Origin of the sequence: Paenibacillus filicis (assembly GCF_038070315.1) — a bacterium.
GTDB lineage: Bacteria > Bacillota > Bacilli > Paenibacillales > NBRC-103111 > Paenibacillus_G > Paenibacillus_G filicis.
The window spans coordinates 553,629-573,935 of record NZ_JBBPCC010000001.1 but is presented as its reverse complement, the minus strand read 5'-3'; the positions used below and the strand labels follow the sequence as shown (position 1 = coordinate 573,935).

Genomic DNA, 20,307 nt, shown 5'->3' with positions numbered 1-20,307 from the left:
GAATCATTAGTCAACAAAAATATGGTCGTTCATTACCACAGAAAAAAGCTCCCGAATGTCCCATCCCTGACTCAGGGTTTGGGACATTCGGGAGCTTACCGGATAGGAGGCTTTACATCAGTGTGTGAGGCTGGGAGCCGTAAGATTGGATCTGGGAAGTCTGAATGACCGAGTCCATCTGCTGAATACACTGCTGCAGTCTGCCTTGAATTTCCTGGATGCGCCGCTGCTGGGCCTGCATCTGGATTTCCACCTGAGACTGAGCTTGTTGAAGATCCGCCTGAACTTGGACGAACTGCTGCTGAAGCTGGCGAAGCTTCTGGGAATTATTGCTTAGACCGGATTGGGCCAGGGCAGCTTGGGCTTCTTGGGCTTGCTGCAGCCGCTGCTGCTGCTGCTGCTCGAGAAATTGCTGGTACGATACGTTGGACTGCATGAGGGTAATCCTCCTTTGAGATCATAGGGTCGTCGCTCCCTTAGTATGAACGGACCCGCTGGATTTATTCACCACGCTTCGGCTCCAGTTCGAATATCCACGTCCGATTGTCTTGAGAGTCTCTCTGAATCTCCCAGACGGCAGGTTCTTCCTGACGGAGCGAAGAGTGGGTCCACTTCCGCTGCATGAGGACCGTAACGGAACTGATCATGAGCATGAATCCGAGACTGAGCCAGAAGCCAGGCCGCGTAGTTTGATGCAGCATCGTCCCGGCGACGGCCAGTGCGATCAGGAATAACCCTATGATCCGCTTGAACCGCCCCCCTGCGGACGGCTGAAGCAGTCGGCCCGAAGACAGCAGGATGAACAGCCAGTTGTAGAGCAGCATCAAGCCAGCGGCAGTGGTGACAAGCTCGTACAAACGCTCAGGAAGCAGCAGCGATAGCAGGATGGAGATAACCATACTTCCCGCTGTGAAAGCGACCGCCCGCATAGGCAATCCGCGCCAGCCCTTCCGTGCGAGCCCAACTGGCGCATCCTGTTCCTCGGCCAAGGAGACGAGAATGCTGATGATGGCGAAGAGGGCCGCTACCATCGTGGAGAAGCCTGCGACAATGAATACTCCTGTGAACATATGAGGCACCCAGGGCAGCCCAGGGTCGCTTAGCGCGATGACGAACGGGCTCTCTTCCGGAAGGAAGGAGGACCAGGGAACCAGTGTCAGTGCTGCCCCCAGGGAGAGCGTATAGATGACGGCCAGTACGGCAAGCATCACCTTGCCGGAGCGGGGCGCGTCACGGCGGTTCTTGAGCCGGACGGCCATAAGGCCCATCACCTCGATGCCACCGAAGGCATAGAAGGCGTAGATGAGTGAAGACCACAGTCCCAGTCCGCCTGCCGGCAGCCAGTTACCGGGGAGTGCAGGCCGATGCGCGGTCCATCCGATTATATCCAGCAGAATGGCTGAGGCCAGCAGGACAAACATCACGATCGCGGCGACCTTGACGATGGCGAGCAGATTTTCAGCGCGGTCGAACCCTTGGGTACCGGTTAGAATGACACCGAGCCCCAGTACCGCATACCCGGCGGACAACAGCCAGATGGGGATACCGGGAAACCAGAACCGGGAAAATAGCGCAAGCGCCGTCATCTGGCTCCCCATCATCATCAGCTCCGAGCAGCAGTAGACCCAGCCGCTGCCGAAACCGGCCCACCGCCCGAAGGCGAGCTTCGCATAAGAGCGGAAGGAACCCTGCTGCGGGTCGGCGACAGTCATCCGGGCCAAGGCGTCGAAGACACAGTAAGTGCCTGCTGCTGCCAGCAGGAAAGCGACAAGGAAAGCAGGCCCCCCTATCGTGAGCCCGATACCAGCTCCGAGGAAATAACCCGTCCCGATTGTGCAGGCTACGCCGAGCAGGGAGAGCTGCCACCAGCTTATGGCGGTTTGACGTGAGGCAGCTCCGCTCCCTTGCTTGCCGGTCTTGCCTCTTTGCTGTTTGTTCATCGTCTGGCTCACGCTCCTGCTCTTCACCGAAGATACCGGAATTTTCCTTAACAGTTCATGCTTTATTAGTGTGCAGTTTTCCGGATTTCATACTGGCGGTGCCACCTTGAGATTCACCGAAGCTGCTGGATCGGATCTATCAATTGCTTCAGCCGGATTGGGTACGGCGCCGCTGGCCAGCGGCGGAAGGGCGGATGATGAATAGAGTTGGCTAGGAGCGTGATTTGTGATACCTTTCTTGTAACAACATGTTCAGGAAGGAACGAATCGATTGTCATCGAAGAAAATGTCGCAGCCCAAGCTGCTGGAGCTCGATATCGTCCGAGCTATCGCGATACTGGCCGTACTCGCCATCCATAACTCGTCCGACGCGATCGGCGAGCTGTCTCTGGGAAGCGGGTCCCAGACCCTTTATGTCATCATCAATAAGCTCAACAATTTTGCTGTTCCCGTGTTTTTGCTGCTGAGCGGCCTCGTCCTCTTTTACCGCTATCAGGGGGATTTCAGCGGCAAGCAGGCTTTTTCCTTCTATGTGAAGCGCGTGAGGCAGGTTCTGATCCCCTATGTGGCTTGGTCCCTGTTCTATTATTTATATTATCAGTGGTTGTTTTTGCGGCCTGATCTTAAGCTGGATTGGGCGGCGTTCTGGGAGCTTCTTCCATGGGCGGACGCCTGGTACCATCTGTATTTCATGGTGATCATCGTCCAGTTCTATCTGCTCTTCCCGCTGCTGATGTGGCTGTGCCGCTGGTCATGGTTCCGCCGGTGGCTGGGGTGGATCGGTCTGGCCGTACAGGTTGCGTTTTATTCGTATCATTATTGGGTTGAGCCGTTCGAGCATATGGCCTCACTCTGTTTCAATTATTTCAGCGTGTTTGCGCTGGGAGGGTGGATCGGGCTGCACTACGCCTCATTCTCCGCCTGGCTCCGTCGTCGCTTTGCCGTCGTATTGACCGCTACGGTAGCAGCCGGTGCCGCATTCACCAGCATTTTTCTGGCCGAAGGAAGGGTAGAGCTGCAGGTGAATCCTTATGTATACCAGGCGCTATTCTTCGGATATGCGGCTCTCGTCTCGCTTACGCTCATTCGGATCGGACAGCTCGTGGTCGAGCGGTGGAAGACGCTGTCGAAGATGTTGTTCGCGCTGGGCTCCGTGTCGTTCGGCATCTATCTGATGCACCCGGCGGTGCTGACGTATTACCGTCTCCGGTATCATTATGACGGAGGCTCGATACTCCTATATCATGCTTATACGCTGGGAGGCTTCGTGCTGACCTTGGCGCTTCCCTGGCTGCTTGTGTACGCTTATCAGCGCGTAATGAAGCTTGTGCGGCGCAAGCCCGTCAGACCGGTCCCCAAACCGGAAATCGGATAAATAAGTGCTAATCCGGCCTGTCCACACATATATATAGGGTAAAGGTTGCGGAGAGGAGAGGATGCCGATGGGAAAAGGCTGGAAAAATATCGTGTACATGGCGTTGGCGCTCGGTATGATGGCAGTTGCCGTACCGAAGATCCACCTGACCGATTGGACGAGCTTGAGCACGATCTTTGGTGTGGTATGGATGGTCTTCGCGCTGTTGATTGTGGCGGCTCATCTGCATGAGCTGCTTGGCGTGGAGGAAGAGAAGAAGCGTCAGCTTCTGCGCATCAAGCGGATGAAGCGCTGGCAGCTTCAGCAGGCAGTCACTGGCAAACGCAGGGTGCTGCAGGTAAGACGTTGACAGCCTGCGTGCGGCCGTATCAGATTTGGACAAATCCCCAGCCTGCCTCAAATCGAGGCGGACTGGGGATTTTTGGGCTAGTCGGTCTGACGGAGGACAGATCAGACGAGCAACGCGATGGCCAGCAGATTGAAGAGCGCCAGAGGCAGCACGACATTGTTGTAGTAGGGATTGAACGGCGCATACGCACCCGGGAAAAAAGCGCGGGTATGCGTGGCCGGCATCTGGAGGTACACATGGGTATGGTCCACATGGACGATGACTCCTTCATGCGTACTGCCGTCGATCGTTTGGACGCGGACGGGCTTATGCAGATGCTGTGAGCAGATGGAATGAACCTTTTGCTTGCATTTGTGCAGAAGCTCCAGTTCCTTGGAATCCAGCTCATAAATCGACTGGTGTTGCCCGGTAAAAGGCGCATTCGACATGGACAGAACACCTCCCGTAAAGATTGAACTCCTTTCATCCTATGCGGTGCTGCTTGTCTCTATGGGTAAATTTTTTGGTCAGGGCGTCAATCGGACAGGAAAGTAGCGGGGCGCGAGCTTTTATATCGCATATGTCCGTAATAACAGACAGGCTGGAGGTTCATTTTACAGGCAGGACATGGTATGATGATAATAATACAGAACTAATACAGTGAACATGAGGAAGGTAGAACAGATGGGCGAGGATTTCGAGCCAGTTATGCATGATGCGGCAACCAAGCATGAGCAGATTATCAAATACATCGAGGGCCTGAAGATCGGGAGTAAAATATCGGTCCGCAAAATTGCCGAGAAGCTGGGTGTCAGCGAAGGGACGGCTTACCGGGCGATCAAGGAATCCGATGCGATCGGACTCGTGGCGACCAAGGAGCGGGTCGGCACCGTGCGTGTGGAGAAGAAGCTGCGCGACGAGCTGGACAAGCTTACCTTCGCGGAGGTCGTCAATATGGTGGACGGCGATGTGCTCGGAGGCCGGGACGGGCTGGAGAAGACGCTGCATAAGTTCGTGATCGGCGCGATGCAGCAGGATGCCATGATGCGCTACATCGATCCCGGGAGCCTGTTGATTGTGGGCAACCGGGCCAAGGCACATCTGTGTGCTTTGGAGCAGGGCGCTGGCGTGCTAATCACCGGCGGCTTCGGCACGAGTGAAGAGGTGAAGACGCTGGCGAATGAGTTGAATTTGCCGATTATCTCCAGCAGCTATGATACCTTTACGGTAGCTTCGATGATCAACCGCGCGATCTATGACCGGCTGATCAAGAAAAAAATATTGCTGATCGACGACATTATCGTCCAGCCGATGCAGGTGTATACGCTCAGAAGCAATCAGGTCATGGAGGACTGGCAGCGTCTGCATGAGGAGACCGGGCACAGCCGGTTCCCGGTCGTGGACGAGTGGAACCGGGTGATCGGGATGATCACCCCGCGGGATCTGATCGGCGCTTCAACCGGACAGACGATCGATAAGCTAATGACGCGTGGCCCGGTAACGGCGCTCGCGAATACGTCCGTAGCTTCTGCCGCCCATCTGATGGTATGGGAGGGCATCGAGCTGCTGCCGATCGTGGATGCCGGACGTAAAATCACCGGCGTCATCAGCCGCCAGGATGTCCTGAAGGCGATGCAGCATGCGCAGAGGCAGCCGCAGCACGCAGAGACCTTCGAGGATCTGATCTGGGCGGGGTTCACCCAGGATAAGGATGCCTCCGGGCAGCTGGTTTTCCGGGGGGCGATCACCCCGCAGATGACCGGAAGACTCGGCACCATGTCTGAGGGCGTACTGACGGTGCTGCTGACCCAGGCTGCCTATCATGCGATCCAGGACATGAAGAAGGTGGACCTTGTGGTCGACAACATGTCGTCGTACTTCATCAAGCCGCTGCAGATTGACAGCACCGTAGAGATCCGGCCCAAAATCATCGAGGTGAGCCGCAAGTTTGGCAAGCTGGATGTGGAGATGTTTCTGAATGGATCGATGGTTGCCAAGGCGATGCTGACGGCCCAGGTCATCGAACCGGCGTAGTGCTGCCGGAACTTTAGGCCCGCATGACAAAAACCTGACAGAGCCAGACTGTCAGGTTTTTTGCGCGCTTGAACCGGCATGCGCTACTCCGGGCTAAGCCTTGCGGTTGTAATGCAGGTGATTGCGGAGCCCGGCAAATAAATTCCAGATGCCGAGCAGCAGACAGATCGTTCCGAAGATCCGGCGCGTCACCGAATCGGTGAAGAAGAACAATTGAGTCAAAGCAATAAGAATCAGCATCAGGCCCATCGCGATGTTCATCCGTGAAGCCAGGATTCCCCGCTTGACCGGGTCGAGCTGCCGGCGGTACCGGAAGCTGTAATAGACGGAGAATGCGACAGCGATCACGATCAGCGTGCTGAGCGAGAGCTGAACGGTTTGCAGAGTCATTGGGCAAGCACATCCTTATGGACAAGTGTCTGTATACACTGTAGCCCATCTGCGACCGGAAAATCAACCTCCTGACAGGGAGACGGGAATTCGTTTCCATTCCTTCACCGTCACCCATACCTTCAGCTCCGATTGGGTCAGGACGATCCACTTGACCGACTGGACCAGATAGTCCTTCTCCAGCACGCCGAGCAGCGGCTTTTCCTTCAGGATCTGCTCGTAGACTTCCGGCATGGCAGCGAATTCCGAAATTTTGCGGCCGACCACGACGGGCTTGAGCTGAGCATGAACCCTGCGCTGCAGCTCGCTCTCCGTCAGCTTGTCGATTTCCGTATGCTCGGCGGGAGTTATATACACATTCAGCAGATTGATCGTGGTCTGCTGGTTTTTGGTTTTCCGCAGGTCGGTGACATCGCCCTCCAGCCGGCTTTTCTCTGTGATCAGCTTGCGGTTCTGCTCGATCACCATGTTCAGCCGTTCGTTGTAGATGCTTAGAAAGAGGGCGGCGCCGATCACCATCCCGGCGATGACTAATCCGATAGCCTGCAGAAGTCTGTAGCCGGGCTCGTATTGCGGAACTCTCACCCGCTGGTCCCTCCCCGGCAGATCCATTGAATCAGTGTCGTGCCCATATGGGCGCCTACGAAGGCGCACACAATATACAGAATCTGCTGAATGGCTGGAGAAATATGCCCGTCCTGAAAATGCGTCTCGATCGCCCGGATTGGATCAATCGTGCCCCCGATCGCGGCGACCATGGCCCAAATCTTGATTTGCTCGGCTACCGTCAGCATTCGGTGGACGGGAGGGTCCAGGGTGATGACGGAGGAGATGCCGGCCAGCATCGTTCCCCCCAGCACGACCCCGAAGGCAATAAAGAAATCCAGCATGCATTTGGACAAAAATGCGGCCACGTACAAACACCCTTCCTATTCGTTGGATTGTTGCCATTCCCTCTCAGGGGCGGCGGCTGCCTGTTTGCATCGGGCGTAAGCGCAGGGCCGCCGGGAGTCCAAGCCGGGGCTTGACCGCCGGATGGTACTCTACATCTTATGGCACACTTGTTCGTATTATGCTAAACTATACATAATGGATTATGAACGGGGAGGCGTCGGGCGCGTGAGCGATTTTGTCCATTTGCACGTACATAGCGAATACAGTCTTCTCGATGGTGCCGCGCGCATCGACGATTTGGTCGAGCAGGCGGCTGCCCTGGGCATGAAGGCGCTCGCGCTGACGGACCATGGCGTAATGTATGGCGCGATTCCTTTTTACAAGGCTTGCCGGGCAAAAGGCATCAAGCCGATTATCGGCTGTGAGGTATATATCACCACCGGATCGCTGCGGCAGAAGGGAAGCCGCCAGGACCAGCCGATCTATCATCTGATTTTGCTGGCGAAGAACCTGACCGGTTACCAGAACCTGATGAAGCTGGTTTCGGTGGCTCATCTGGAGGGCTTTCACTACAAGCCGCGGATCGACCTGGAGCATCTGGAGCGCTACTCGGAAGGGCTTATCTGCACGAGCGCCTGTCTGGGCAGCGAGGTGTCGCAGCATCTGCTGCACAGCCGCTACGAGGAAGGGAAGGCCGCAGCGCTGCGCTACCGGCAAATTTTCGGCGACGACTTTTATCTGGAGATTCAGGATCACGGGATGACCGAGCAGAAGAAGGTGCTGCAGGAGACGCTCCGCCTCAGCGCGGAGACAGGCATCCGCATGGTTGCGACCAACGATGTGCACTACGTGCGTGAGCCGGATCATGAGGTGCAGGATATTCTCATCTGTATCGGGACCGGGAAGACGGTGGAGGATGAAGACCGGCTGAAGATGGGCACATCCCAGCTTTATCTGAAGAGTGCGGAGCAGATGAACGAGCTGTTCGCCCGCGTGCCGGAGGCCGTCGGCAATGCCGCAGCTATCGCTGAGGCTTGCCAGGTCGAGCTTGAATTCGGCCGCTCCATACTGCCGCAATTCGATCCGATCCCTGCCGGGATGACGGCAGGCGAATATCTCGCAGAATTGTGCCGTCAGGGGATGGAGACTCGTTACGCGCAATTGCCGGAATGGCAGGATACGCAGTGGCGCAGCGGAGCCGGTGACCGGCTCGCCTACGAGCTGGGCGTTATTGAACGGATGGGGTATTCGGATTATTTCCTGATCGTATGGGACTTCATCCGCTTCGCCCACGAACAAGGGATCGTTACCGGACCAGGCCGGGGTTCGTCCGCTGGAAGTCTTGTAGCCTACGTACTGCGAATTACGGATGTCGATCCGATCAAGTATGGGTTGCTATTCGAGCGGTTTCTTAACCCGGAGCGGGTGTCGATGCCGGATATCGATATCGACTTCAGCGATCTGCGGCGCGACGAGGTCATTGACTACGTCGTCCGCAAATACGGCCGCGACCGGGTCGCGCAGATCATTACCTTCGGGACGATGGCGGCCAAGGCTGCCGTCCGCGATGTCGGCCGTGCGCTGAACGTGCCGTATCAGGAGGTGGATCGGGCGGCCAAGGCGATTCCCCATCAGCTGGGGATGACGCTGGAGGAGGCGCTGCGCGTCAGTCCCGAGCTGCAGACACTGGCGGCCAAGCAGCCGAAGACGGCGGAGCTGCTGCGCTTCGCGATGAAGGTCGAGGGCATGCCGAGGCATGCGTCCACCCATGCGGCGGGTGTCATCATCTCCCGCGAGCCGCTCACGCAGTATGTGCCTCTGCAGGAGGGCAACGAGCAGACGGCGCTCACGCAGTACACGATGGAGCATCTGGAAGCGATCGGCCTGTTGAAGATGGACTTTCTCGGCCTGCGGACGCTCTCGATCATCGAGCGTACTCTGGCATGGGTGCGCGAGCAGACGGGAACATCGATCGACTGGACCGGTATTTCGACGGACGATCCGCTGACTTACGAGTTGCTCGGCAAGGGCGACACGACGGGCGTATTCCAGCTAGAGTCGCCCGGGGTCAGACGGGTGCTGAAGGACATGCGGCCATCGCATTTTGAAGATATCATCTCGGTTGTGGCGCTGTACCGGCCGGGTCCGATGGAGTTTATTCCCAAGTATATCAGCTCCAAGCATGGAGAGACGGAGGTGGAGTACCCCCATCCCGATCTGGAGCCGATCCTGCGTGATACGTACGGGATCATCGTGTATCAGGAGCAGATCATGCAGATCGCATCGCGGATGGCCGGATTCAATCTCGGCGAAGCGGACCTCCTGCGCAGAGCGGTCAGTAAGAAGAAGCGCGAGGTGCTGGACGAGCAGCGAGCTCATTTCGTCGAAGGGAGCCTGGGGGAAGGGTATACGGAGCAGGATGCCAACCGCGTATACGACATGATCGTCCGATTCGCCGACTATGGCTTCCCTCGCGCCCATGCGACCGCATACGGCGTGCTTGCGTTCCAGACGGCCTACCTGAAGGCGCATTATCCGGTTCAATTCATGGCGTCGATGCTGACTGCCGTAACCGGAAGCCACCATAAGGTGGCGGAGTACGTGGATGAATGCCGCCGGATGGGCATTCCGGTACTGCCGCCGGACGTCAACGAGAGCGGCTTTCTATTCACGCCCGCGTTTGGGGGGGATACCCCGGCGATCCGCTTCGGACTAGCGGCGATCAAGAACGTCGGCACCCATGCGATTGAGTCGATTATCGCGGAGCGCAAGGACGGTCCCTACGATAGCTTGAGCGATCTGTGCCGCCGAATTGATCTGCGGGTGTGCAACAAGCGCGTGATGGAATCGCTGATTCAGGGAGGAGCGCTGGGCGGGCTGCCAGGCCATCGCGCCCAGCAGCTTGCGATGCTGGAGGAAGCGGTCGATGCCGCCGTCAAGTGGCGCAAGGACCGGGAGGCGCTGCAGCTCGTTCTGGACGGATTTGATGAAGAGGTGACCTGGGAGCTGGAATATCCGGCGATTTCCCCGTATACGCTGATGCAGCAGCTGGAGCTGGAACGAGAGCTGCTCGGCTTATACATCTCCGGCAGCCCCTTGGACGATTACGAGGAGCTGCTGCGCAAGCTGGAGCTCGATACGATGGCTCTGCTGCCGGAGTATGCCGAAGGCAGCGAGGTAATGGTGGCGGGTCTCGTCGTGTCCAACAAGACGATCGTCACCAAGAAGGGCCAGCCTATGGCGTTCATGGAGCTGGAAGACCGTGTCGGCAAGGCGGAGGTCGTCCTGTTCCCTGAGGTATGGAAGCATGCTGCGCCGTTGGTGCAGAAGGGCAATCCTGTGGTGGTTATTGCGAAGCTCCAGCACGGGGACGAGCAGATCAAGCTGCTCGCTGATCGGCTCGTGGCGCTTAGCGATCCTCATGTCGAGCTGAAGGCCGTGAAGAGTGCTATTCAGCCGGGCCAATCGGCTGGCGGGCGTTCCGGCTCCGTCTCGGGAGGCTATTCCAGGGCCGGACGTGCAGGTTCCCAGCGCGAGGTGTCTGCCGCAGCCGTAACGGGCGGCGGTGGCTCAGGAGGTGCAGGGCAACAGAACGGCAGGCCCGCACCGCGTTCTGCGGGCGCTGCGGCGGCCGCAACCCGTCCGCCAAGACCGGCGGTAACTTCTCCTTCCGCAGGAGGCCGAGGGACAGAGTATGCGGCTAAGGCTCCTTCCGAAGAAGGCCGAGAGTCAGACCGCACGTTCGCAGCTTCCTCCTACCTGGATAACGGCCGAGAGCGATCGGTCGCTCCTGATGGCGGTGGCGGGGCAGGCCGTACCTCCCCGGCTCCGCCAGTCTCGCCGGGCAGGGCCTCACAGCCAGCCGGCCAGCGCGTATATGTGCGCATTGCGGCCGAGCGTGAGCAGCCTGCGGTACTGACAGCGCTCAAGCAGCTCATCGCTCAGCACAGCGGCCCGCTGCCAATTGTGCTATACTATGAGAAGACACAGAAGACGCTCGGACTGAGCGGAGAATTCAATGTGAAGCCGTCGCCCGAGCTGTTCGGACAAATCGAAGAGCTGCTGGGGAAACAGAGTGTAAAGGTGAAATAATGCAAGCCTCCTCTGCATACATTTAGTAACCCGAACCATTGTCGGCCGCTTGAACGAGCGGCTGATGCACCTGTCGCGTGTTACGAATGAATCGAAGGAGGCGTTGTTGTTATGTCTCATCAAGCAATCGTTGGCTACCTGGAGAAGCGCGGAGTCACTGTGGAGCGGATCGCAGACATCGTCTACGAGCTGCAGTCTCCCTACAACCCGTCATTATCCAAGTCTGCGTGCGAGGAGAGCGTGCTGACCGTGCTGAGAAAGCGTGAGGTTCAGTATGTACTCTACACGGGAATTGCACTCGATGAGCTGGCTGAGAAGAAGCTGCTGCCGGAGCCGCTGCAGAATTTGATGGAGACGGACGCTTCGCTGTACGGGGTCGACGAGACACTGGCGCTCGGCATTGTGCACGTATATGGGATGATCGGATTGACAAGCTTCGGCTATTTGGATAAAAATAAAATCGGCATCATTCGCGATCTGAACGATCAGGCAAGCGGCATTCACGTGTTTCTGGACGACCTGGTTGCAGGCCTTGCGGCCGCGGCTTCTGCCCGAATCGCCCACCGGCAGCAGGATGATCTGGACCGTCAAACGTAGAAGTCAGCCCCCTTATTTCGCGCAAATTCGCTTATTTTCGCCCTATTGCTCATCATACCGACCCTCCTGAACTCGGTTGCGGGAAAAAGTGGAGTTATGATATCATTATTCCATTATGTTCGGGAGGTCTTTTTTCATGTGGACCGTGATCTATATCGCACCTACGGCGAAAATAGCCGATAGAATCAAGCTGAAGTTGACCGAAGAAGGCTTTTTGGTACAGGTTCGGGCTATTAACATGACCAAGAATCAGTTTGAAATCCTCGTTCCCGAGGGCGAAGTGGAAGAAGTTCAAGAGGTGTTGAATACCATTTTGCATAGATCCTGATTGAGCGGATAGCGAACAGCCGCGATGCGCACGGACAAGTCTAACAACGTAAGGCGAGGTGTAGTCGTGCAATTTAAAGACCTGTTTCAGAAAAAAAGAAAATATGCGACCGTCCCCAGTACGGACAGACCAGCCGTCGATCGACCCTTGGACGGCGGTATTGACGTGCCTGAAGAAAGGCCAAGACGTGAAATTCCCGAAGGCTTGATGAACAAGTGCCCGAAATGCGGGACGATTCAATACAATAAGGAATTGGACAAAAACCTGAAGGTATGCTCGTCCTGCGACTACCACTACCGCTTGAGCGCGGTGGAGCGCATCCAGATGACGATGGACGACGGCGAGTTTACGGAGCTGGACAGCGAGATGATCTCGGAGGACCCACTGAGCTTCCCGGATTATGCGAGCAAGTATAACAAGGCGATGGAATCCACCGGTATGCAGGACGCCGTCATCACGGGTGAGGGGCGTATCGGCGGTTATCCTGTCGTCATGGCCGTCATGAGCTTCGACTTTATGGGCGGCTCGCTCGGATCGGTCGTCGGTGAGAAAGTCACGCGTGCGATTGAGTATGCGATGGAGACGGACAAGCCGATGATTATTTTCTCGACCTCGGGCGGCGCGCGGATGCAGGAAAGCATCCTCAGCCTGATGCAGATGGCCAAGACGAGTGCGGCCTTGTCCAAGCTGAACGAGCAGGGCGGTTTGTACGTTTCGGTCATCACGGACCCGACCTTCGGAGGCGTGTCGGCCAGCTTCGCGATGCTGGGCGATTATATTATCGCCGAGCCGGGTGCGGCCTTCGGTTTTACCGGCCGTCGCGTTATCGAACAGACGATTAGGCAGAAGCTGCCGGATAATTTCCAGACGTCCGAGTTCAACCTGAAGCACGGACAAGTGGATCTCGTCGCCCACCGCAAGGATTTGCGCGGCATGTTGTCCAAGCTGCTCAGCATGCACATGGTAAAGGAGGAAGTCGTTCATGGCCAGTGAGATGCCTTTTGAACTCCCGCTTGCGGAGCTTCGCGCCAAGATTGAGGAGCTGCGCAAGTTCAGCCGGGACAAGCAGATCGACTTCTCCGAGGAGATTGCCCGTCTGGAGCAGCGTTTGGCTCAGCTAGAGGGCGAGCTGTACGAGAGCATGTCCACCCAGCAGAAGATGCAGGTCGCGCGCCATCCGCAGCGGCCGACGACGCTGGATTATATCGAGCATCTGTTTACGGATTTCATGGAGCTTCACGGTGACCGTCTCTATGGCGATGATCTTGCCATCGTGGGCGGTATTGCCCGTTTCAACGGAATTCCAGTTACCGTCATAGGCCACCAGAAGGGCAGAGACACCAAGGAGAACATCGCCCGATTCTTCGGTTCTCCCCATCCGGATGGCTTCCGCAAGGCGCTCCGCTTGATGAAGCAAGCTAATAAATTCAAGCGGCCGATCATTACTTTGATCGACACCAAGGGCGCCTATCCCGGCAATGCAGCCGAGGAACGTGGTCAAGGCGAAGCCATCGCTCGTAACCTGCTGGAGATGGCAGGGATGCGGGTACCGATTCTTTGCGTCGTCATCGGCGAGGGCGGAAGTGGAGGTGCGCTCGCGCTAGGCGTCGGCAACCGTGTATTTATGCTGGAGAATGCGATCTATTCGGTTATAAGTCCCGAGGGCGCGGCCTCCATCTTGTATAAAGATGCTTCCAAGTCGATGGAAGCGGCGGAAGCGATGAAGATCACCGCCGACGAAATCCTGAAGCAGGGCGTCATCGACGCCATCATCCCTGAACCGAAGGGCGGCGCCCATCGGGATATTGCGTTGCAGGCAGAATCGATCAAGACGACGCTGTGGCAGCATCTGCAGGAGCTATTATCCATGTCGGAGGAGCAGCTCGTCGAAGACCGTTACCGCAAGTTTAGAGAAATAGGTAGATTTACAACCATCCAGGAGGGAAACCATGCGTAGAACGAAAATTGTGTGCACCATAGGTCCAGTGAGCGAATCGCTGGAGATGTTCAAGAAACTGATCGGAGCCGGGATGAACGTAGCCCGTCTTAACTTTTCCCACGGTGATTTCGAAGAGCACGGCAACCGGATCAAGAACGTCCGTGAAGCGTGTAAGGAACTGGGACGCAGCGACGTTGCGATCCTGCTCGACACCAAAGGTCCGGAGATCCGTACCGGCAAGCTGAAGGATGACCAGAAGGTCGAACTCGTACAGGATCAGCTCATCACGCTGACGACGGAAGAGATCGTTGGGGATGCCGAGCGCGTCCACATTACGTATCGCGATCTGTACAAGGACGTTCGTGTCGGCTCGACGATTCTCATTGACGACGGCTTGATCGGTTTGACGGTCGAAGATATCCAAGGCACAGACATCGTATGCCGCATCAAGAACGGCGGATTGCTTGGCGGTAAGAAGGGCGTGAACGTGCCTGGCGTCAAGATCAACCTGCCGGGGATTACGGAGAAGGATGCCAACGATATTATTTTCGGTATTCAACAAGGCGTAGACTTCATCGCCGCTTCCTTTGTCCGCAAAGCGAGCGACGTCATCGAAATCCGTGAGATTCTGGAGCGTCATAACGCCAACCATATTCAAATTATTTCCAAGATCGAAAACCAGGAAGGTGTCGACAACCTCGACGAAATTCTGGAAGTTTCCGACGGTTTGATGGTCGCACGTGGAGACCTTGGCGTAGAAATTCCGGCTGAAGACGTGCCAATCGTACAGAAGGCGATGATCAAGAAGTGTAACCAGGCCGGCAAACCGGTTATCACGGCTACGATGATGCTGGATTCCATGCAGCGCAATCCGCGTCCGACCCGTGCGGAAGCGAGCGACGTGGCCAATGCGATCTTCGACGGCACGGATGCCGTGATGCTGTCCGGTGAGACGGCTGCAGGGAAATATCCGATTGAATCCGTACAGACGATGGCCCGCATCGCTGAGCGCGCGGAGACGGCGCTGGAGCACCGTGAAATCCTCGTTCGTCAGAGCAATGCTCAACAAACGACTGTAACTGAAGCGATCAGCCAAGCGGTTGCTAACTCGGCGCTGGATCTGCAGGCCCGTGCGATCCTCACGGCTACGGAGAGTGGTTATACGGCACGTATGGTATCCAAATACCGTCCTAAGGCACCGATCGTTGCCGTCACACCGGATGAGCGCGTATTGCGCAGATTGTCTCTGGTCTGGGGTGTTATTCCATTGATCGGCGAATCCTGCACGTCTACGGACCAATTGTTCGAGATGGCAGTCGATGCGAGCGTGAAGCACGGGCATGTTAGCCTGGGCGACCTCGTCGTGATCACGGCAGGAGTGCCAGTAGGCCGCTCCGGAACGACAAACCTGATCAAGGTGCATCAGGTCGGCGAGATGATCGCCAAGGGCCAGGGCATCGGCACGCAGAACGCGACAGGCAAGGTCATCGTAGCTCGCAGCGCTGAAGAAGCGATTGCCAAAGCGACGGAAGGCTGCATTCTGATTACGCCGACTACGGACAAGGAATACATGCCTGCATTCGAGAAGGCTGCAGCTGTCATCACCGAAACCGGAGGCATTACTTCTCATGCAGCGGTAGTCGGCATTAGCCTAGGCAAGCCGGTGATCGTAGGCGTTGAAAATGCGCTCACGATCCTGAAGGACGGAGCCGAGGTTTCCATTTATCCTGAGGTGGGCGTGATTTACTCCGGCCGCGCACGGGTATTGTAGGCATTTCGGGCATCATAAAGGGAGGGGCGAAATCGAATATCGGTTTCGCTCCTTTCGTTTTTTTGCGGTAATAGGAGGTGAAGCATTCCATGTGGTATTCTCATGAAATTCGGGTACGCTATCAGGAAACGGATCAAATGGGCGTCGTATATCATGCCAATTATTTGACCTGGCTGGAGGTGGGACGAACGGAAATGATTCGTGAGCTAGGCATTTCCTATGAGTCACTGGAGACAAGGGGGCTGCTGCTGCCTGTTGTGGAAGCGGATCTTAAGTTCAGACAGCCTGCTCGGTATGACGATCTGGTAACGGTGCATACGCGTCTGGAATCGTTCAGTCATCTGAGGCTGCATTTCGCATATGAGGTCAAGCGCGGCCCTGAGCTGCTGGTCAGCGCCGGCACCCGGCACGTATGGGTGAACCGAAGCTGGAAGCCGGTACGGATCGACCGGGAAGCAGCCGATTTGTATGCCTTGCTTGAGCAGACTGCTGCTTCTTCATGAGTTAGACTTGGCGTATTCACAGGGATAAACCTTAAAACTTGTGACAGCAAAGTGGAAAAAATAAAAAAAGTTGTCTATCTCGGCGTTGTTTACATAAAATTAACAAAAGGAGCATTGTCTCTTAACATTGTCGAATTACGATGAAGGAAGCAGAACCCTGCAAGAAAAAATTGGACAATGAAGCTTGACATGGGGGTATAGGTACCAATGAGTGAGACGGCAACCCGAGAAACGGCTGTCAAGGAGACGGTCAATCATTATCTGAATCGCGACTTGAGCTGGCTTGAATTTAACCGGCGGGTACTGGAGGAGGCTCAGGACGCGACGACACCATTGCTCGAGCGTGTGAAGTTTTTATCCATCGTGTCGTCCAATCTGGACGAATTCATGAGTGTCCGGGTAGCAGGAATCATCGATCAGATCAAAGCGGGATACATGAAAAAAGATTTTACGGGATATTCGCCGGCCGGACTGTTCAAGCGTGTGATGAAACGGGCATCGAGGATGGTTGCAGAGCAATATAAAACCTATCGCGAGATTTGCCGGGCGCTGGGCAAGGAAGGCATTTACTTCACGGAGTACGAGGACTTGAATGTCACGCAACGCAAAGCAATGGATGAATATTTCCATGATATCGTATTTCCAGTTCTGACTCCGATGGCGGTAGACCAGGCGAGGCCTTTCCCGCTCGTACATACCCAGGGTGTTTATCTGGCTGTGGTGCTGATGAAGGAGGATGAAGATCCGGAGGAAGAACCGTACTTTGCGATCCTTCAGGTGCCGTCCAATCTGGCGCGGTTTATCGAAGTCCCTGTGAGGGCCAACAGTAAGAAACGCGAGTACATCCTCATCGAAGAACTGATCGAGCAGCATATCCAAACGTTGTTTAGCGGCTACCAAGCTGTTTCCGTCGAGGCTTTTCGCTTGACGCGGAATGCGGATCTGACGCTGAACGAGGAGGGTGCCGAGGATCTTCTCGAGGAGATCGAGCTGCAGCTTCGCCGCCGCCGCTGGGGAACTCCAGTCCGTCTTGAGGTCCAGAAGGGCATGCATCCGTATGCACTGGCACAGCTCATGGACGAATTTGAGATTACCGACAACATATTCGAAATCGATGGACCGCTTGACCTCAGCTATCTGATGAAGCTGGCCGGAACGATCAAGGGATTTGATCAGCTCCGCTACGCACCGATCAAGCAGGCTTATCCGGCAGAGCTGGACGATGTCGTCGATCTGTTCAGTAAGCTCCGTCAGCGGGACGTTCTCGTGTATCACCCGTATGAATCATTTGATGCCGTGACGGATTTCGTCTGTCAGGCTGCCTATGACCCGCAGGTACTTGCAATCAAAATGACATTGTACCGCGTAAGCGGTAATTCGGCCCTCATCCAGGCTCTTGCACGTGCCGCCGAGTCGGGGATGCAGGTCACGGTCGTTGTGGAGCTGAAGGCACGCTTCGACGAAGAGCGCAACATCGCTTGGGCGCGCAAGCTGGAGCAGTCCGGCTGTCATGTCGTCTACGGGCTGGTGGGACTCAAAACGCATGCGAAGATTACGCTGGTTGTCCGTCAGGAGCAGGATGGCCTCCGGCGATACGTGCATGTCGGCACAGGCAATTATAACGATAATACCGCCAAGCTATACACGGATATCGGGTTGTTTACGACTCACAAGGATGTCGGCGAGGATGCGTCCGCGTTGTTTAACGAAGTAACCGGCTATTCCGCTCCCCATAACTGGAAGGCCTTCGGCGTAGCGCCGACGGATATGATGGAGAAGCTAATCGGCAAGTTCCGCCGCGAAGCTGAGTTTGCCTCCAAGGGCAAGCCTGCCCGCATTATCGCGAAGTTCAATTCATTGTCCAACCAGGATATGGTTGACGAGCTTTACCTGGCTTCGCAGGCTGGCGTGAAGATTGATCTGATTGTTCGCGGCGTATGCTGCTTGAGGCCGGGCGTTCCGGGGCTGAGCGAGAACATCACGGTACGCAGCATCGTGGACCGCTTCTTGGAGCACTCGCGTATTTTCTACTTCGAGAACGGCGGCGATCCGGAGATGTATATCGCCAGTGCGGACTGGATGACGCGCAACCTGACGCGCCGAGTTGAGCTGATGTGTCCGGTATTCGATACGAACATTCAGGAGACGGTGATCAACATCTTGCAGCTAAGCTTGAGAGATAATGTAAAAGCCCGCCGGCTTCAGCCAAACGGGCTTTATGAAAGGGTAGAGGCTGCAGGGGACGAGCCGATCCGCAGCCAATTCGAGGCGATGCGCATCAGCTCGTGGAAAACGACGGTTCGTGAAGGTTGAGCTGTAGGCCCCATAGCTTTCTGAAGTCTTTTTGCAGCGACTCGACCTCTCTGTATTCCGCAGAGGGGTCGTGTTTTGTTTTCAGACCCAGATAGAGGGAGAAATCCAGCAAGTCGGCAGACATCAGCTCCAGCGCCTGCGTTTCGCTCACATCCAGAGCGACGGCTACCTGAAGCAGCCCGCCGAGCTTGGATACCAGATCCAGATCCCCTTCTTGTAAAATATCGCTGTGGCCGGACATGGTCTGCTGAGTGCGGCTCTTCGTTTTATACGAAGCTATGAAGGCGCATAGCAGCATCTCGCGGTGTGTCAGCCCGTCGATACGGGTTTGAGCGATGATGTGGAACGAATGCCGCGGGTATTGGTAATACTGGAGCGAGGCACCGATCCGGTAGAGCATGGCCGCAATGCCGAAGCAAAGCCGGATTCGCTCAGGGAAACGATGGCCTCCCGCATCGGCCAGTACGTCATAGAGCTTCAGTGCAGTAGAGCGCACCTGCCGGATATGCGCGGCCGGAGCGGTGGAATGCAGCGCCAGAAGGTTCGCTGCACTGTTCTCAGCAACCTCGGCAGCTTGGGGCTGAGCGGGAGCGAAGGATTCAAAGAACAATCCGTCGCGCAAGCCTGCTCCGCTGACTATATAATGCGTCGCGCCGGTTAATTGAAATACGGTCTGCAAGATGAGGGCACCGGGGACAATGATGTCGCTGCGGTCCTTGGATAAGCCGTCGACCTTCTTGCGCTTCTCCCCGGACAAGGAAGGAAGCCAGGCGGCGAGCTCGTCCATCTCCTCAGGCTGCACGATATAGTGATGGGTTTGCGGGAACGAATAGCGGCGGCGGCGCTGGCTGATTTTACAAAGCGTGCGTACTCCCCCACCGAGGCCGATCAGCGGTAAGCCGGCCTCTTCCTTGATCCACGGCTCCGCCTCCACCGCATCCTTGACCATTTGCCGGATGCCCTGGAGCTGTTCGTCTGTAAATTCTCCATCGGTGGAAAATTTGCGTGTCGTGTTCACGGCTCCGAACGGAAAGGAAACGCTGCGGACCAGCTTGCGCTCCCGGAACAGGCTGACCTCGGTGCTGCCGCCGCCAATGTCAACGAGAAAGCCATCCGCTATATCCATCGTACGGATCATGCCGAGAAAGCCGATGCGGGCCTCGTCTTCGCCGGGCAAAATTTCGACCGGCAGTCCGGTATCCCGGCGAAGGATCTCGAGGATTTGGCCCACATTGGAAGCATTGCGGACTGCGGCTGTAGCCGCTACGCGATATTCGCAGGCCTTATACATATCTCCGATCCGCTTGAAGCGATTCAGGATGCGGACCAGTCCTTGAATTTCTTCTTCGGGCAGGGAACCGTCAGGGCTGATTCGGCTGCTGAGGCGTGCCGATTCCTTGAATTCACCCACGACCCGGTAGCCTCCGGCAGGCGTTAATTCATAGATGGCAAGCCGAATGGAGTTGGAGCCGATATCAATGATCGCAATAATGCGGCTGTTGTTCATAGTGTGTCCTCCCGTCTGCGCGTAACTGTAAGGCAAGCATGGCCAAGCAATCATTTCTTTAGGTTATTCCTTTATATGTGTGGTTCCGAAGAAAGTTGCAGGCCCGGTGTTTCACGATTGATTTATTATAGCACAGGACTGTCCCTGATTCACTTTGCATATTAGGTCCTGGTGAGTCGAACATGAGAAAGATTATGGATAATAGAAGGCCGGACTTTCGTGAGGAAAAGGGATGTTGCGACTTATTATACGCCATTTACCCTAAAACCGAATAAAGGCGTTCGAAATTCACGAGG

At 56.1% G+C, this 20,307-nt stretch carries 18 protein-coding genes; 11 read left to right on the top strand and 7 right to left on the bottom strand.

Going from position 1 to position 20,307, the window contains the following annotated elements; genetic code table 11:
- Positions 1–112: 112 nt before the first annotated feature.
- The gene (locus tag WMW72_RS02640; RefSeq protein ID WP_341413845.1) at positions 113–436 is read right to left on the bottom strand and encodes a hypothetical protein; all 324 of its coding nucleotides are present in this window, start codon (positions 434–436) and stop codon (positions 113–115) included.
- Positions 437–500: 64 nt separating this feature from the next.
- On the bottom strand, positions 501–1,940 hold the full coding sequence (locus tag WMW72_RS02635) for an amino acid permease (protein WP_341413844.1): 1,440 nt from the start codon (positions 1,938–1,940) through the stop codon (positions 501–503).
- A 271-nt stretch (positions 1,941–2,211) separates the two neighbouring features.
- On the opposite strand from WMW72_RS02635, the gene WMW72_RS02630 reads away from it, so the two are divergent.
- Positions 2,212–3,315 carry an acyltransferase gene (locus tag WMW72_RS02630; RefSeq protein ID WP_341413843.1) on the top strand — a complete coding sequence of 368 codons (1,104 nt, stop codon included), beginning with the start codon at positions 2,212–2,214 and terminating at the stop codon, positions 3,313–3,315.
- A 67-nt stretch (positions 3,316–3,382) separates the two neighbouring features.
- The gene (locus WMW72_RS02625; RefSeq protein ID WP_341413842.1) at positions 3,383–3,664 is read left to right on the top strand and encodes a hypothetical protein; all 282 of its coding nucleotides are present in this window, start codon (positions 3,383–3,385) and stop codon (positions 3,662–3,664) included.
- Positions 3,665–3,765: 101 nt separating this feature from the next.
- Here the strand turns inward: WMW72_RS02625 and WMW72_RS02620 are convergent, their stop codons facing one another.
- Entirely contained in the window at positions 3,766–4,092 is a 327-nt protein-coding gene (locus WMW72_RS02620) for a hypothetical protein (protein ID WP_341413841.1), read from the bottom strand.
- Positions 4,093–4,309: 217 nt separating this feature from the next.
- On the opposite strand from WMW72_RS02620, the gene WMW72_RS02615 reads away from it, so the two are divergent.
- On the top strand, positions 4,310–5,677 hold the full coding sequence (locus tag WMW72_RS02615; protein ID WP_341414091.1) for a DRTGG domain-containing protein: 1,368 nt from the start codon (positions 4,310–4,312) through the stop codon (positions 5,675–5,677).
- 93 nt (positions 5,678–5,770) lie between these two features.
- Here WMW72_RS02615 and WMW72_RS02610 read toward each other — a convergent pair whose 3' ends face one another.
- From WMW72_RS02610 to WMW72_RS02600, 3 genes are all read right to left on the bottom strand, one after another.
- Complete coding sequence (locus tag WMW72_RS02610; protein WP_341413840.1) at positions 5,771–6,067, bottom strand: YtpI family protein; 297 nt, start codon at positions 6,065–6,067, stop codon at positions 5,771–5,773.
- A gap of 63 nt (positions 6,068–6,130) precedes the next feature.
- Entirely contained in the window at positions 6,131–6,652 is a 522-nt protein-coding gene (locus WMW72_RS02605) for a sporulation membrane protein YtrI (protein ID WP_341413839.1), read from the bottom strand.
- On the bottom strand, positions 6,649–6,981 hold the full coding sequence (locus WMW72_RS02600; RefSeq protein WP_341413838.1) for a YtrH family sporulation protein: 333 nt from the start codon (positions 6,979–6,981) through the stop codon (positions 6,649–6,651). Before WMW72_RS02600 ends, WMW72_RS02605 begins: the two co-directional genes overlap by 4 nt.
- 205 nt (positions 6,982–7,186) lie before the next feature.
- Between WMW72_RS02600 and WMW72_RS02595 the strand changes: the two genes are divergently transcribed.
- The 8 genes from WMW72_RS02595 (at position 7,187) to ppk1 (ending at position 18,504) form a co-directional block, all read left to right on the top strand.
- The gene (locus WMW72_RS02595) at positions 7,187–11,053 is read left to right on the top strand and encodes a DNA polymerase III subunit alpha (protein WP_341413837.1); all 3,867 of its coding nucleotides are present in this window, start codon (positions 7,187–7,189) and stop codon (positions 11,051–11,053) included.
- 111 nt (positions 11,054–11,164) lie between these two features.
- Positions 11,165–11,650 (top strand): phosphatidylglycerophosphatase A family protein, encoded by a 486-nt coding sequence (locus WMW72_RS02590; RefSeq protein WP_341413836.1) that lies wholly within the window; start codon positions 11,165–11,167, stop codon positions 11,648–11,650.
- A gap of 136 nt (positions 11,651–11,786) precedes the next feature.
- Positions 11,787–11,978, top strand: a complete 192-nt coding sequence (locus WMW72_RS02585) for a glutamate decarboxylase (protein WP_072330275.1) — start codon at positions 11,787–11,789, stop codon at positions 11,976–11,978.
- Between the two features lie 66 nt (positions 11,979–12,044).
- Positions 12,045–12,971 carry an acetyl-CoA carboxylase, carboxyltransferase subunit beta gene (gene accD / locus WMW72_RS02580; protein ID WP_341413835.1) on the top strand — a complete coding sequence of 309 codons (927 nt, stop codon included), beginning with the start codon at positions 12,045–12,047 and terminating at the stop codon, positions 12,969–12,971.
- Positions 12,961–13,935, top strand: coding sequence for an acetyl-CoA carboxylase carboxyltransferase subunit alpha (locus WMW72_RS02575; protein WP_341413834.1), 975 nt, complete (start codon positions 12,961–12,963; stop codon positions 13,933–13,935). Before accD ends, WMW72_RS02575 begins: the two co-directional genes overlap by 11 nt.
- Entirely contained in the window at positions 13,928–15,688 is a 1,761-nt protein-coding gene (gene pyk, locus WMW72_RS02570; protein WP_341413833.1) for a pyruvate kinase, read from the top strand. The genes WMW72_RS02575 and pyk overlap by 8 nt, the downstream gene beginning before the upstream one ends.
- An 89-nt stretch (positions 15,689–15,777) precedes the next feature.
- Positions 15,778–16,191 (top strand): acyl-CoA thioesterase, encoded by a 414-nt coding sequence (locus tag WMW72_RS02565; protein WP_341413832.1) that lies wholly within the window; start codon positions 15,778–15,780, stop codon positions 16,189–16,191.
- 207 nt (positions 16,192–16,398) lie between these two features.
- The gene (ppk1, locus tag WMW72_RS02560) at positions 16,399–18,504 is read left to right on the top strand and encodes a polyphosphate kinase 1 (protein ID WP_341413831.1); all 2,106 of its coding nucleotides are present in this window, start codon (positions 16,399–16,401) and stop codon (positions 18,502–18,504) included.
- On the opposite strand, the gene WMW72_RS02555 is transcribed toward ppk1, so the two are convergent.
- Positions 18,470–20,011, bottom strand: a complete 1,542-nt coding sequence (locus tag WMW72_RS02555) for a Ppx/GppA phosphatase family protein (RefSeq protein WP_341413830.1) — start codon at positions 20,009–20,011, stop codon at positions 18,470–18,472. The two genes, ppk1 and WMW72_RS02555, sit on opposite strands and share 35 nt — an antisense overlap.
- Between the last annotated feature and the right edge of the window lie 296 nt (positions 20,012–20,307).

Bases quoted from the DNA above. Each gene is read 5' to 3' on its own strand.
- WMW72_RS02635 (WP_341413844.1), bottom strand. From the start codon at position 1,940: ATGAACAAACAGCAAAGAGGCAAGACCGGCAAGCAAGGGAGCGGAGCT.
- WMW72_RS02590 (WP_341413836.1), top strand. From the start codon at position 11,165: ATGTCTCATCAAGCAATCGTTGGCTACCTGGAGAAGCGCGGAGTCACT.
- pyk (WP_341413833.1), top strand. From the start codon at position 13,928: ATGCGTAGAACGAAAATTGTGTGCACCATAGGTCCAGTGAGCGAATCG.
- WMW72_RS02610 (WP_341413840.1), bottom strand. From the start codon at position 6,067: ATGACTCTGCAAACCGTTCAGCTCTCGCTCAGCACGCTGATCGTGATC.
- WMW72_RS02620 (WP_341413841.1), bottom strand. From the start codon at position 4,092: ATGTCGAATGCGCCTTTTACCGGGCAACACCAGTCGATTTATGAGCTG.
- WMW72_RS02585 (WP_072330275.1), top strand. From the start codon at position 11,787: ATGTGGACCGTGATCTATATCGCACCTACGGCGAAAATAGCCGATAGA.
- WMW72_RS02615 (WP_341414091.1), top strand. From the start codon at position 4,310: ATGAGGAAGGTAGAACAGATGGGCGAGGATTTCGAGCCAGTTATGCAT.
- WMW72_RS02625 (WP_341413842.1), top strand. From the start codon at position 3,383: ATGGGAAAAGGCTGGAAAAATATCGTGTACATGGCGTTGGCGCTCGGT.
- WMW72_RS02565 (WP_341413832.1), top strand. From the start codon at position 15,778: ATGTGGTATTCTCATGAAATTCGGGTACGCTATCAGGAAACGGATCAA.
- WMW72_RS02555 (WP_341413830.1), bottom strand. From the start codon at position 20,011: ATGAACAACAGCCGCATTATTGCGATCATTGATATCGGCTCCAACTCC.
- ppk1 (WP_341413831.1), top strand. From the start codon at position 16,399: ATGAGTGAGACGGCAACCCGAGAAACGGCTGTCAAGGAGACGGTCAAT.
- WMW72_RS02575 (WP_341413834.1), top strand. From the start codon at position 12,961: ATGGCCAGTGAGATGCCTTTTGAACTCCCGCTTGCGGAGCTTCGCGCC.
- WMW72_RS02640 (WP_341413845.1), bottom strand. From the start codon at position 436: ATGCAGTCCAACGTATCGTACCAGCAATTTCTCGAGCAGCAGCAGCAG.